At 59.8% G+C, this 13420-nt stretch carries 11 protein-coding genes; all 11 read left to right on the top strand.

Going from position 1 to position 13420, the window contains the following annotated elements:
- Nucleotides 1–46 precede the first annotated feature (46 nt).
- Nucleotides 47–1315: a YeaH/YhbH family protein gene (locus IGS58_RS04545; protein WP_034785247.1), complete on the top strand. Its 1269-nt coding sequence runs from the start codon at nt 47–49 to the stop codon at nt 1313–1315.
- Nucleotides 1315–2916, top strand: a complete 1602-nt coding sequence (locus IGS58_RS04540; RefSeq protein WP_230522194.1) for a SpoVR family protein — start codon at nt 1315–1317, stop codon at nt 2914–2916. Before IGS58_RS04545 ends, IGS58_RS04540 begins: the two co-directional genes overlap by 1 nt.
- Nucleotides 2917–3455: 539 nt before the next feature.
- Nucleotides 3456–4112: an energy transducer TonB gene (locus IGS58_RS04535; protein ID WP_034785244.1), complete on the top strand. Its 657-nt coding sequence runs from the start codon at nt 3456–3458 to the stop codon at nt 4110–4112.
- An 86-nt stretch (nt 4113–4198) separates the two neighbouring features.
- Entirely contained in the window at nt 4199–5128 is a 930-nt protein-coding gene (locus IGS58_RS04530; protein ID WP_167468694.1) for a MotA/TolQ/ExbB proton channel family protein, read from the top strand.
- Nucleotides 5129–5133: 5 nt separating this feature from the next.
- Complete coding sequence (locus IGS58_RS04525; protein ID WP_034785240.1) at nt 5134–5562, top strand: ExbD/TolR family protein; 429 nt, start codon at nt 5134–5136, stop codon at nt 5560–5562.
- A 105-nt stretch (nt 5563–5667) separates the two neighbouring features.
- Nucleotides 5668–6099 carry an ExbD/TolR family protein gene (locus IGS58_RS04520; RefSeq protein ID WP_177886013.1) on the top strand — a complete coding sequence of 144 codons (432 nt, stop codon included), beginning with the start codon at nt 5668–5670 and terminating at the stop codon, nt 6097–6099.
- A gap of 78 nt (nt 6100–6177) precedes the next feature.
- Entirely contained in the window at nt 6178–7389 is a 1212-nt protein-coding gene (locus IGS58_RS04515) for a hypothetical protein (RefSeq protein ID WP_034785237.1), read from the top strand.
- A gap of 242 nt (nt 7390–7631) precedes the next feature.
- Nucleotides 7632–8603: a bifunctional riboflavin kinase/FAD synthetase gene (locus IGS58_RS04510; RefSeq protein ID WP_034785236.1), complete on the top strand. Its 972-nt coding sequence runs from the start codon at nt 7632–7634 to the stop codon at nt 8601–8603.
- 81 nt (nt 8604–8684) lie between these two features.
- On the top strand, nt 8685–11585 hold the full coding sequence (gene ileS, locus IGS58_RS04505; RefSeq protein ID WP_151096750.1) for an isoleucine--tRNA ligase: 2901 nt from the start codon (nt 8685–8687) through the stop codon (nt 11583–11585).
- A gap of 83 nt (nt 11586–11668) precedes the next feature.
- On the top strand, nt 11669–12178 hold the full coding sequence (lspA, locus tag IGS58_RS04500) for a signal peptidase II (RefSeq protein ID WP_034754175.1): 510 nt from the start codon (nt 11669–11671) through the stop codon (nt 12176–12178).
- Nucleotides 12179–12195: 17 nt separating this feature from the next.
- A complete protein-coding gene (gene coaBC / locus IGS58_RS04495) occupies nt 12196–13416 on the top strand; it encodes a bifunctional phosphopantothenoylcysteine decarboxylase/phosphopantothenate--cysteine ligase CoaBC (protein ID WP_034785232.1) in 1221 nt (406 codons plus the stop codon).
- Nucleotides 13417–13420 lie beyond the last annotated feature (4 nt).

The raw sequence follows: 13420 nt of genomic DNA, 5'->3' as shown, positions 1-13420 counted from the left end.
CCGATGGATGGCGGGGCGCGCGAGACGAGAGGCAAGGAGGCACCCTTTGACATATCTCATCGACAGGCGCTTGCAAAGCAAGAATAAATCCGCCGTCAACCGCGAGCGTTTCCTGCGGCGTTACAAGGGCCAGATCAAGGATGCCGTGGGGCGTGCCATCAAGGGGCGCTCGATCACGGACGTCGAGAATGGCGAGAAGGTCAGCATCCCCGTCAAGGACGTGGGCGAACCATCGTTCGGCCACGCGCATGGCGGCGTATGGGAAGTGGTCAACCCCGGCAACAAGGAATACCTGAAAGGCGACCAGATCGCCCGGCCGAAAGGCGGCGGTGGCGGCGGGCGGGGCAAGGCGGGCAATAGCGACGAGACGACGGAAGACGATTTCATCTTTGAATTGTCGCGCGAAGAATTCATGAATTATTTCTTCGAGGACTTGGAATTGCCGCATATGGTGAAAACCCAGCTGACGGCCACCACGGAATTCAAGAACCAGCGCGCCGGCTACAATATGTCGGGCACGCCATCGAACATCCATGTGCTGCGTTCCTTGCGCGGCGCGCTGGGGCGGCGCATCGCCGTCGGCGGCGGCGCCCGCAAGCAGCTGGCGCAGGCCGAGGAAGACCTGGCCGAACTGCTGCACGAAGGCGCGCCCGACAGCGACCCGCTGGTGACGGAACTGCGCCGCCTGATCCACCACCTGCACACGCGCCTGCTGGCCATTCCCTTCATCGACCCGTTCGACTTGCGCTACAGCAACCGCGTCAAGGTGCCCAAGCCGATGACGCAAGCCGTCATGTTCTGCATCATGGACGTGTCCGGCTCCATGGACGAATCGCGCAAGGACACGGCCAAGCGCTTCTTCATCCTGTTATATCTGTTCCTCAAGCGCGTCTACGACAAGATCGAAGTCGTCTTCATCCGTCACCATACGGCGGCGGCCGAAGTGGACGAGCATGAATTCTTCAATTCGCGCGAGTCGGGCGGCACCGTCGTATCCTCCGCCCTGCACTTGCTCAACACCATCATCGACGAGCGCTATGGCGCCGGGCAATGGAACAGCTATGTGGCGCAGGCGTCCGACGGCGACAACTGGGACAACGATTCCGTGCTGTGCCGCCAGTTGCTGATCAACACCATCATGCCCAAGGTGCAGTACTACACCTATGTCGAGATCACGGATGGCCCGCAGCAAAACCTGTGGGAGCAATACGCGGGCGTGCTCGACCATCACGCCCATTTCGCCATGCAAAAGATCGTCACGCCGGCCGATATCTACCCGGTCTTCCGCGAACTGTTCAAGAAACAGGTGAAATGATGAGTGCAGCCTTTGACCGCGCCAGCAACACCCCGGGCGAACCGTTCGTGCGCCTGCGCCACCCGAACGCCCTGCCCGAGCAGTCGGAATGGACGTTCGAGCTGATCGAGCAAATCCACGAGGAAATCCGCCGCGTAGCGAAACAGTTTGGCCTCGATACCTATCCGAACCAGCTGGAAATCATCACGGCCGAACAGATGATGGATGCCTATACCTCGGTGGGCATGCCCGTCTCCTACAACCACTGGTCTTTCGGCAAGCACTTTCTGTCTACCGAGAAAAGCTACAAGCGCGGCCAGATGGGCCTGGCCTACGAGATCGTCATCAACTCGAACCCCTGCATCGCCTATCTGATGGAGGAAAACAGCCTGACCATGCAGTCGCTGGTGATCGCGCATGCGGCCTACGGCCACAATTCCTTCTTCAAGGGCAATTACCTGTTCCGCGCCTGGACGGATGCGGACGCCATCATCGACTATATGGTGTTTGCCAAGAATTACATCGCCGAATGCGAACAGCGCCATGGCGTCGATGCCGTGGAATTGTTGCTCGACTCGTGCCACGCCATCCAGAACTATGGCGTGGACCGCTACAAGCGCCCGGCGAAACTGTCGATGGCGAAGGAATATGCGCGCCAGAAAGAGCGCGAAGCCTATGTGCAGTCGCAGATCAACCAGCTGTGGCGCACCCTGCCCCGGCGCGAGGATGACGAGGAAGAGGACGATCAGCGCAAGGCCGCGCCCCGCTTTCCGCCCGAACCCGAGGAAAACCTGCTGTACTTTATAGAGAAGTATGCGCCGCTGCTGGAACCATGGCAGCGCGAGATGGTGCGCATCGTGCGCAAGATTTCCCAGTACTTCTACCCGCAACGGCAAACCCAGGTCATGAACGAGGGCTGGGCCACCTTCTGGCATTACACGATATTGAACCAGCTGTATGACGAAGGCGTGGTCGGTGACGGCTTCATGATGGAATTCCTGAAAAGCCATACCAATGTGGTCTACCAGCCGCCCATCGACAGCCCGTATTACAGCGGCATCAACCCGTATGCGCTGGGATTTGCCATGATGAGCGACATCCGCCGCATCTGCGAGCACCCGACGGACGAAGACCGCGCCTGGTTTCCCGACATGGCCGGCAGCGACTGGCGCAAGAGCCTGGACTTTGCCATGCGCAATTTCAAGGATGAAAGCTTCATTGCCCAGTATTTGTCGCCGCGGCTGATCCGCGAATTCCACTTCTTTGCCGTGCTTGACGACGACAAGAATGAAAAACTGGCCATTTCCGCCATCCATGACGATGCCGGCTACCGCTACGTGCGCCAGCAGCTGGCCGAGCAGTACAACCTGGGCAACCGCGAGCCGAACATCCAGGTGTGGTCCGTGAATACGCGCGACGACCGCGCCTTGACCCTGCGCCACACGCAATTCCAGCGCCGCCCGCTGAACCAGCAGGCAGCCGAGGTGCTCAAGCATGTGGCGCGGCTGTGGGGCTTCGATGTGCACCTCGATACGGTCGATCCCCAGGGCGTGGTCCTGGGCACCCTGAATTGCCGGCGCGAGAAGCGCAACCGGCGCGATGACCCGGTTGTCCGGCCATGAAATGTTTTGTTGATAATAATCAATAGCAAGAATATAAGCGCTTCCTATGCCCGTATAGGAATTCAGTATGGCCTGACGGCCTCAAATAGGCCTCCAGGAGCGCCTTTTTTGACCTGGGTGAAGTGCGTTCCGCACCCGTTTGGTGCGCACCGAAGGCTAAGTGGTCTGGTTCAGAGCCAAAACATTTCCATAAAGAAAGATTTTTCTCCAAATTTAGCAGTTTCCATATTGGATATCACGAAATATAATTCCGCCATATAGGCACATCGGAGAACTTAGCAGCGGTCGTCCAAAACGGCTGTAAAAAACCGATAAGACCGCCTTTTTTTCTGTCCGAAAGCGTGCAAAGATGACATAAGCAAGTACGTTTTCAGGGCGCAAAAGCGCCAAAAATTTAACCGGTTTTAGGCGTTAAAAATCTGTGTAAAATAAAGAATTCGTATGTATAATTCGGCGACGTCCCGGATACGGCTGGAGCTTTGTGTCGTCATTTTGGGGTTCAGTTGCAAGACAAGAGATGGTATTTGGAGAAAGCAGGCATGAATTTTTCGAACGAGAAAAGTCCCAAGAACTACACAGGCATAACTGTCGTTGTCCTGCTGCACGTTCTCGCGGCTTACGGGATCGCGACGGGCTTGGGCAAGCGGTTAGTTACCAAAATGATGGAACCGGTTGAAACCAAGATTATCGAGGAAGTCAAACCGCCTCCACCGAAGGATCTTCCACCGCCACCACCGCCGCCAGAAATGAAGGCGCCACCGCCGCCATTCATTCCGCCAGTCGAGGTGAACGTGCAGCAGCCGCCGCCACAACAGAACGTGATTGCAAATACGACTGCTGTGAAGCCAGCCACGAATGTATTGGCACCGCCAGCACCGCCTGCACAGCCTGCGCCAACTCCTGGACCAGCCAAATCGGTGCGTACACCGGCCGTGGTTGACTTCAGTGTCTGCGAAAAACCGGCTTATCCAAAGTCGTCGCAGCGCAATGAGGAAACCGGTGTGGTGACACTGTCGTTCCTGATCGGTGTAGACGGCAAGGTCGCTGATTCGAAGATCGTGAAGTCCAGCGGCTTCAGAGACCTGGACAAAGCCGCGGTGCAAGGTATTAGCCGCTGTACATTTAAGCCGGCAACAGTTGACGGCAAGCCGGAACAAGGCTGGCAGCAAATGCAATACGTTTGGTCGCTGGATTAAAACCCGAGACAGTTATCCCCTGTCTCACACTATGATTTCGTTGTCATTACGTTCAGCGATCTGTTATTTTTAATTTTGGAGGAAGCATGTTTAAGAATACCCGTTTGTCCGCATTTTTTGCCGCGGTTCTGTTGTCCGTTACCGCTACTACCGCTCTGGTAGCAGCTCCGGCATTCGCTGACGCGCCAGCATCGGCTGCCGCTTCGGCTCCTGCGGCAGACGCTGCACCAGCACCAGTTGCTGCAGATGCAGCCGCTCCAGCAGCAGACGCAGCAGCTCCAGCCGCTGATGCAGCAGCTCCAGCCAAAACCGAAGAAGTGCACAACCCGTTCGGCCTGTCCGCAGTATGGGACGGCGGCTTCGTGCCACGCGCTACCCTGATCATCCTGTCCATCATGTCGATCGGCAGCTGGTACATCATCATCACCAAACTGCTGGATCAAATGAAGATCTTCAAGCAAGCCAAAGAAGCCGCTTCCAAATTCTGGAAAGCTCCTTCGATCGCTGCTGGTTCGGCAACCCTGAGCGAAGGCTCGCCATTCCGCTTCATCGCTGAATCGGGCACCAAGGCAACCGCACACCATGACGGCGCCCTGCTGGAACAAATCGACCTGTCGACCTGGGTGACGATGTCGATCCAGCGCGCTTCGGACAAAGTCCAATCGCGTCTGCAAGATGGCCTGTCGTTCCTGGCAACCGTTGGTTCGACCGCACCGTTTATCGGTCTGTTCGGTACCGTTTGGGGTATTTACGGCGCGCTGACCGCTATCGGCATGACCGGTAACGCATCGATCGACAAAGTTGCAGGTCCAGTTGGTGAAGCACTGATCATGACCGCTTTCGGTCTGCTGGTCGCCGTTCCTGCCGTTCTGGGTTACAACTGGCTGGTTCGTCGTAACAAATCCGCAATGGAAGACATCCGCTCGTTCAGCGCCGACGTTCACTCGGTTCTGGTTTCCGGCGTAATGTCGACCAGCGAAGCTGGCCGTGCTGCCGGCGCTAAAAAGATCGGATAAGAATCATGTCGATGTCCGTCGGCTCCGACAGCGGAGATGAAGATCAAGTAATGTCAGAAATCAACACGACGCCGCTCGTCGACATCATGTTGGTTTTGCTGATCATTTTCTTGATCACCAGTCCGGTTGTCCTCAAATTGCAGAAAATCGATCTGCCGATCGAGGCCAACCAAGCCCTTCAAAGCAAGCCAGAAAACGTCAACATCGTTGTTAACAAGGACGGTGAGATTTACCTGGGCCAGACCAGACTGAAAGACACGAACGAATTGTTCGATTATCTTAAAGTTGAAGCAGTGAAAGTACCGCAGCCGGAAGTACACGTTCGTGGCGACCAAGAAACACGCTACGAATCGATCGGCCGGGTTATTTACACGACCCAACGTGCCGGGATCCAGAAGGTCGGCTTCATCACCGAACCACCTGACAAGGGCTGATAGCGACTGGCGGCGGCGTCCCGGCAACATGGGGATGCCACCGCCAGAAGCTGACCGGGCGGCAGTTTCGCCCGGTGCTTCGTTGGACTTCTTAAAGGAAACACTATGAGTATGAATGTCGGTTCGGGAAGCGCAGCAGGCGCGGATCCGGAACCAATGATGGAACTGAACATGACGCCCCTCATCGACGTGATGCTGGTGCTGATTATCATGTTGATCATCACGATTCCTAAGCAAAACCACTCGGTGAACTTGAACATGCCGGTCGGCACCCCGCCGCCACCGACAACCGAACCAGTGGTCGTCACGATCGATGTCGATTTTGACGGTACGATCTTGTGGGACAATCAGGTCATTCCTGACCGCGCTTCGCTGGAAGCCAAGCTGAGCAACGTTGCTGCGCAAGCAGACCAGCCGGAAGTGCATTTGCGTCCGAACAAGCTGGTGGAATACAAAGTCGTCGCCGGTGTGATGGCGTCGGCGCAGCGTCTGGGCGTGACCAAAATCGGTCTGGTCGGCAACGAGCAATTCCAGTAAGCTGCAGCAATCAGGTTCTCTTTACATCCGAATAGGCAGGACTTCCTGCCTATTCGCTTTTTACTGAAAGACTTTCTTATGTCCAAGTTTCGTCTCGCTCATCTCGGCCTCGTCATGGCCGCTATCGGTTTTACCGCAGCAACTCCCGTAATCGGCCTGGGCTCGCTGGCATACGCCGCGGACACCGTGCGTGCCGAAGTGGGCAAGCCACTGCAAGAAGCGCAAAAACTCGCTAGCAGCGGCAAAAACAAGGAAGCGCTGGCCAAGCTGCGCGAAGCTGACAGCGTCGGCGGCAAGACCGCCTTTGAAAGCTACCAGATCGAACGCGTGCGCGCTTCGGCCGCTGCCGCCGCCGGCGACAACGGCACCGCCATCAAGGCCTTTGAAGCCGTCATCAATTCCGGCCGCCTGAGCGCCGCCGAAGCCCCGAAATTCACGCAAGCCCTGGCCGGCATGTACTACCGCGCCAAAGACTGGCCGAACACCATCACCTGGATCAAGCGCTCGCTGAAAGACCGCGACGATGCCCAGATGCGCGAACTGCTGATCCAGACCTACTACGTCAGCGGCAACTACGCCGAAGCGGCGAAAGAACTGCAATCGCGCGGCGGCAACTCGGAAGCAAGCCTGCAAATGCTGGCCAACATCCAGTTGAAGCAAAACGACAAGGGCGGCTACGTCGCCACCCTGGAAAAACTGGCATCGAGCTATCCGAAAACCAGCTACTGGGCTGACCTGCTGAACCGCGTTTCGGGCAAGCCTGGCTTCTCGCAACGCCTGGCCCTGGACGTCCAGCGCCTGCGCCTGGCCAACGGCCTGTTCAGCAAACCTTCCGAATACATGGAAATCAGCCAGCTGGCCCTGCAAGCAGGCAATCCTGGCGAAGCGCTGAGCATCATCGAGCAAGGCTACAAAAAAGGCGTACTGGGTACCGGCGCCGATGCGCCACGTCACCAGCGCCTGAAAGACCTGGCCCTGAAAACCCAGGCCGAGCTGAAAGCCAACGCCGCCAAGTCGGAAGCGGAATACGTCAAGAACAAGGACGCCGACAGCTTGAGCAAGCTGGGCTTCGCCCTGGTCTACGACGGCCAGGCCGACAAGGGCCTGGGCTTGATGAACGATGCCGTGAAAATGGGCACCGCCAAGTATGCGGAGGAAGCCAAGCTGCATCTGGGCATCGCTTACATTCACGCCGGCAAGAAGTCCAATGCCTCGACAGCACTCAAAGCCGTCAAGGGCACGGATGGCGCTGCGGACCTGGCCCGTTACTGGACCTTAATGAATAAATAAGACAACACGTCCAGGGCGTTGTTGCCGCGTCTCGCCGTACATTCGTACTGTCTTCGACGCGGCGCCTAGCCCTGAACATGTTGTCAAGCCGTTAGTTCCCGAAAAGCGTTGCCAGCACACCCGCCGGCAACGCTTTTTGTTATTTCAGCAGTGAAATTCGCCCTGTGCCCGCCCTGCCGGGTGTGCATCCCTGAAACAGTCCGTATAATCCCCCTTTTGGCACAGTTTTTCATCAGATTCCTATGAAGGTATTCCGCGGACTTCCCAATGCCCAGGCACGAGCGCCTTGCGCTCTGACCATCGGCAATTTTGACGGTGTCCACATCGGCCATCAGGCCTTGCTGGCACGCGTGCGCGGCGCCGCGACCGAACTCGGCATTGAAGCGGCCGTGATGACGTTCGAGCCGCACCCGCGCGAATTCTTTGCGCAGCGCGCGGGCGACCTGTCAAAGGCCCCGCAGCGCATCGCCAACTTGCGCGACAAGCTGCAATCGCTGGACGATGCCGGCATCGACCGTGTCGTCGTCGAGCACTTCAGCGCCCAGTTCGCCGCCTTGACGCCGCAGGAATTCACGGAAAAAGTCCTCGTCGACGGCTTGCACGTGAAATGGCTGATGGTCGGCGACGACTTCTGCTATGGGGCCCGGCGCGCCGGCGACGTGGCCATGCTGCAGGAAGCGGGCCGCCAATATGGCTTCCATGTAGAAACATTGCCTACCGTGATGAGCGGCAGCACGCGCATCTCGTCCTCGGCCGTGCGCCTGGCGCTGGCCGCTGGCGATTTCCCGCTGGCCACGCAGTTGCTGGGCCATCCGTACGCCATTTCCGGCCACGTCATCCACGGCCAGAAGCTGGGCCGTACCCTCGGCTTCCCCACCCTGAACCTGCGCGTGGCGCACCGCCCCGCCCTGTCCGGCATCTTCATCGTGCAAGTGCATGGCCTGGGACCGGTGCCGCTGCCGGCCGTGGCCAGCCTCGGCGTGCGTCCCACCGTCGACGACAGCGGCCGCGTCTTGCTGGAAGTGCATCTGTTTGATTTTGCCCAGTCCTGCTATGGCAAGCTGGTGCGCGTGGAATTCCTGGAAAAACTGCGCGACGAAGAGAAGTACGACGATTTGCCCACCCTGACGGCCGCCATCGAGCGCGACTCGAACCAGGCGCGCGCGTATTTTGAGCAGCGCAGCGGCGCCATTACCGCCACCGACCGAATTTGACGCCGGCCAACTCCACCGCCTGGCGGCACCTGCCGCCGCCAACCCGCTGCAAAAATATACTCCATACCATTAAAGAAGATTATGTCCGATCAAAACAAGCCAGCCACGCCCAAGCAGAACAAGAAGCCTGAAAGCAAATACCCGGTCAACATGACGGAAACCCCGTTCCCGATGCGCGGCGACATGGCCAAGCGCGAGCCGCAATGGGTACAGCAATGGCAAGACAAGAAGATTTACGAGCGCGTGCGCAAGGCTGCCGCCGGCCGCCCGAAATTCATCCTGCATGACGGCCCGCCGTACGCGAATGGCGATATCCACCTGGGCCACGCCGTCAACAAGATCCTGAAGGACATGGTCGTCAAGTCGCGCTCGCTGGCCGGCTTCGACGCGCCGTACGTGCCGGGCTGGGATTGCCACGGCATGCCGATCGAGATCCAGATCGAAAAACTGCACGGCAAGAACCTGCCGACGGCCGAAGTGCTGGAAAAGGCCCGCGCCTACGCCAACGTGCAGGTCGAGCGCCAGAAAAAGGATTTCATCCGCCTGGGCGTGCTGGGCGAGTGGGACAACCCTTACCTGACGATGGCGCACGGCAATGAAGCCGACGAATTGCGCGCGCTGGGCAAGCTGCTGGAAAAAGGTTATGTCTACCGCGGCCTGAAGCCCGTCAACTGGTGCTTCGACTGCCAGTCGGCCTTGGCCGAGGCGGAAGTGGAATACGCGGAAAAACGCGATCCCGCCATCGACGTCGGATTCAAGTTTGAAGAGCTTGAACGAATCGCGCAAGCCTTTGGCTTGCGCTCCCTGCCGACCGATAACGGTTTCATCGTCATCTGGACCACCACGCCGTGGACCATCCCGTCGAACCAGGCCCTGAACGTGCACCCGGAAGTCAAATATGCGCTGGTGAAAGCCGAGCGCGATGGCCAGCCGCTGCTGCTGATCCTGGCGCAAGACCTGGTCGTCGCCAGCCTGGCGCGCTTCAAGCTCGATGGCACGACCATCGCCACGTGCGACGGCGCGGCCCTGGCCGGCATCAGCTTCCGCCACCCGCTGCATGCGGCTGACGCGTTCTATGACCGCTTGTCTCCTTTGTACCTGGCCGAATACGTGACCACGGAAAGCGGCACGGGCGTGGTGCACTCGGCACCAGCCTACGGCCTGGACGACTTCATCTCGTGCAAGGCGCACGGCATGAAGGACGACGACATCATCAAGCCCGTCATGGGCGATGGCAAGTTCGCCTCGACCCTGCCCCTGTTCGGCGGCATGACCATCTGGGAAGCGTCGAAGCCGATCTGCAACGCCTTGCGCGAAGCCGGTGCGCTGTTCGAAGTCAAGATGTTCGACCACAGCTACATGCATTGCTGGCGCCACAAGACGCCGATCATCTACCGCGCCACCTCGCAGTGGTTCGCCGGCATGGACGTGACGCCGAAGGACGGCGGCGCAACCCTGCGCGAAACGGCCTTGCAAGGCATCGCCGACACCGAGTTCTTCCCGGACTGGGGCCAGGCGCGCCTGCACGGCATGATCGCCAACCGTCCCGACTGGACCCTGTCGCGCCAGCGCCAGTGGGGCGTGCCGATGGCCTTCATCGTGCACAAGGAAACGGGCGACCTGCATCCGCGCACGCCGGAACTGCTGGAGCAAGTGGCCAAGCTGATCGAAAAGGACGGCATCGAGGCATGGCAGGCGCTGGACTTGAAAGACCTGATCGGCGACGAAGCGGCTATCTACGCCAAGAACAAGGACACGCTGGACGTGTGGTTCGATTCCGGCGCCACGCACCAGACGGTGCTGGGCGGCCCGCAAGGCCATGGTTCGCACTCGACGCAGCTGCAATTCCCGGCCGACCTGTACCTGGAAGGCTCGGACCAGCATCGCGGCTGGTTCCACTCGTCCCTGCTCGTATCGTCGATGCTGAACGGCCGTCCGCCGTACAAAGCCCTGCTGACGCACGGCTTCACGGTCGATGGCGAAGGCAAGAAGATGTCCAAGTCGCTGGGCAATACCCTGGCGCCGCAAAAGATCTCGGACACCCTGGGCGCGGACATCCTGCGCCTGTGGATCGCGTCGACCGACTACACGGGCGAGCTGTCGATCTCCGACGAAATCCTGAAACGCGTGACGGAATCGTATCGCCGCATCCGCAACACCCTGCGCTTCCTGCTGGCCAATACGTCGGACTTCAATCCGGCCACGGACGCCGTGCCGGTGGCGGAAATGTTCGAAATCGACCGCTATGCGCTGGCCAACATGGCGTCGCTGCAAACGCAGATCGAGAACAACTACGCGCGCTACGAGTTCCACCCGGTGGTGTCGAAGCTGCAGACATACTGCTCGGAAGACCTGGGCGGCTTCTACCTCGACATCCTGAAAGACCGTTTGTACACCTCGGGCCTGACGTCGCACGCGCGCCGTTCTGCGCAGACGGCCCTGTGGCACATCACGCAAAGCCTGCTGCGCCTGATGGCCCCTGCCCTGTCGTTCACGGCCGAAGAAGCATGGGCCGTCTTCGCAGGAAGCGAAGCCTACGCCGCCAGCGATGAAACCATCTTCACGCAAACCTGGTGGCAGCTGCCGGAAGTTTCGGACGCCGCCGGCCTGCTGGAGAAATACACGGCACTGCGCGCCGTGCGCACGGACGTGACAAAACAGCTGGAAGACCTGCGCACCTCGGGCGCCATCGGTTCGTCGCTGCAGGCGGAACTGACGATCAAGGCCGCGCCGATGAAGTACAAGCTGTTGACCACCCTGGGCGAGGACTTGAAGTTCGTCTTCATCACCTCGCAAGCCACGGTGGCCGAGGTGGCCGACGAAGCGGCCGAGGAAGTGGTCGTAACCGCGTCGACGGCGCCGAAGTGCGAGCGCTGCTGGCACTACCGTAGCGACGTGGGCACGGACGCCGCGCATGCTACCCTGTGCGGCCGCTGCGTCAGCAATCTGTTTGGCAAGGGCGAATCGCGCCGTTTCGCATAGACTGTCACCCCGGGGCGCTGCCTGCGTCCCGCTTCCAACCGCCGCCTGCCACCAGGCGGCGGCTTTATCTTCCCTGGAAAAATATGGCCACTAAAAACCGTTTTTCATCGAAATCGTCATCCTCGGCGTCGCTCGTGCCCTGGCTGGGCATTGCCGCCATCGTCATCCTGTTCGACCAGATCACCAAGATCACGATCCTGAAGACCTTCCGCTATGCGCAAGAGATGGTCATCACCTCGTATTTCAACCTGGTGCTCGCGTATAACAAGGGCGCCGCGTTCAGCTTCCTGTCCGACCAGGGTGGCTGGCAGCGCTATTTCTTCACCGGCATCGCCCTGGCGGCCGCCATCTACATCATCTATCTGCTGAAAAAGCACGCCGGCCAGCGCATGTTCTGCTGGGCCCTGGCGCTGATACTCGGCGGCGCGCTGGGCAATGCCATCGACCGCCTGATGTACGGCCACGTGGTCGATTTCCTCGACTTCCACTGGAAAAGCTGGGGCCATTTCCCCGCTTTCAATATCGCCGACAGCGCCATCTGCATCGGTGCGGCCCTGTTCATCATCGATGAACTGCGCCGGGTAAACAAATAGACACGCAGGAGAACGGCATGGAATTGTCCGGCAAAAAAATCGTTCTGGGACTTTCGGGCGGCGTCGCCTGCTACAAGGCGGCGGAACTGTGCCGCGCGCTGACAAAGGCCGGCGCCTCGGTGCAAGTGGTGATGACGGATGCGGCCAGCCACTTCATCACGGCCGTCACGATGCAGGCCCTGTCCGGCCACCCCGTGCACACGAGCCAGTGGGATGCGCGCATCGACAACAACATGGCGCATATCGATTTGACGCGCCATGCGGATGCCATCCTGATCGCGCCGTGTTCGGCCGATTTTCTGCGCAAGCTCGCGCACGGCGTGTGCGACGACCTGCTGTCGACCCTGTGCCTGGCCCGTCCTTCCCACCTGCCCCTGCTGGTGGCGCCGGCCATGAACGTGGAAATGTGGCAGAACCCGGCCACGCAGCGCAATGTGCAGCAGCTGCGCGACGACGGCATCAAGCTGTTCGGCCCGGCCGCCGGCGAACAGGCGTGCGGCGAAGTTGGCCTGGGCCGCATGCTGGAGCCGGAACAGCTGCTGACGGAGCTGATCGCCGCCTTCCAGCCGAAAGTCCTGGCGGGCAAGCGCGTGCTGGTCACGGCCGGCCCCACTTTTGAAGCCATCGACCCCGTGCGCGGCATCACCAATCTGTCCTCGGGCAAGATGGGCTATGCGGTGGCGCGCGCGGCGCGCGAAGCCGGCGCCGAGGTGCTGCTCATTTCCGGCCCCACGGCGCTGGACGCGCCCTTCGGCGTGCGCCGCATCGACGTGCAAAGCGCGCAGCAGATGCATGATGCCGTGCTGGCCCACGTCGACGGCCAGCATGTCTTCGTCGCTGTCGCCGCCGTGGCCGACTGGCGCGTCGCCAACGCCAGCGACCAGAAGATGAAAAAGCAGGCCGATGGCTCCGTGCCCGAACTGCAGTTCGCGCAAAACCCCGACATCCTTGCCACCGTGGCGGCGCGCACCAACCTGGCCGGCTATCCGTACTGCGTGGGCTTTGCCGCCGAATCGGAAAACCTCGTGGAATTCGGCTCGACCAAGCGCGAAAAGAAGGGCATCCCTCTGCTGGTCGGCAACATCGGCCAAAACACGTTCGGCCAGGACGACAACACCATCATCCTGTTCGATGAAGAGGGCCATACCGTGCTGCCGCGCGCCTCGAAACTGAACCTGGCGCGCCAGCTGATTTCGGAAATCTCGAAGCGGCTGGCAAAAAATTCACTGCTCAAATAATCCA

This window comes from Janthinobacterium sp. EB271-G4-7A (assembly GCF_020858075.1).
GTDB classification, from domain to species: Bacteria; Pseudomonadota; Gammaproteobacteria; order Burkholderiales; family Burkholderiaceae_D; genus Janthinobacterium; species Janthinobacterium lividum.
This window is presented reverse-complemented; position numbering and strand designations above follow the sequence as displayed.

Coding starts and splice junctions, on each gene's coding strand:
- IGS58_RS04515 (WP_034785237.1), top strand. CDS start 6,178: ATGTCCAAGTTTCGTCTCGCTCATCTCGGCCTCGTCATGGCCGCTATC.
- IGS58_RS04530 (WP_167468694.1), top strand. CDS start 4,199: ATGTTTAAGAATACCCGTTTGTCCGCATTTTTTGCCGCGGTTCTGTTG.
- IGS58_RS04510 (WP_034785236.1), top strand. CDS start 7,632: ATGAAGGTATTCCGCGGACTTCCCAATGCCCAGGCACGAGCGCCTTGC.
- ileS (WP_151096750.1), top strand. CDS start 8,685: ATGTCCGATCAAAACAAGCCAGCCACGCCCAAGCAGAACAAGAAGCCT.
- IGS58_RS04525 (WP_034785240.1), top strand. CDS start 5,134: ATGTCGATGTCCGTCGGCTCCGACAGCGGAGATGAAGATCAAGTAATG.
- IGS58_RS04540 (WP_230522194.1), top strand. CDS start 1,315: ATGAGTGCAGCCTTTGACCGCGCCAGCAACACCCCGGGCGAACCGTTC.
- lspA (WP_034754175.1), top strand. CDS start 11,669: ATGGCCACTAAAAACCGTTTTTCATCGAAATCGTCATCCTCGGCGTCG.
- coaBC (WP_034785232.1), top strand. CDS start 12,196: ATGGAATTGTCCGGCAAAAAAATCGTTCTGGGACTTTCGGGCGGCGTC.
- IGS58_RS04520 (WP_177886013.1), top strand. CDS start 5,668: ATGAGTATGAATGTCGGTTCGGGAAGCGCAGCAGGCGCGGATCCGGAA.
- IGS58_RS04535 (WP_034785244.1), top strand. CDS start 3,456: ATGAATTTTTCGAACGAGAAAAGTCCCAAGAACTACACAGGCATAACT.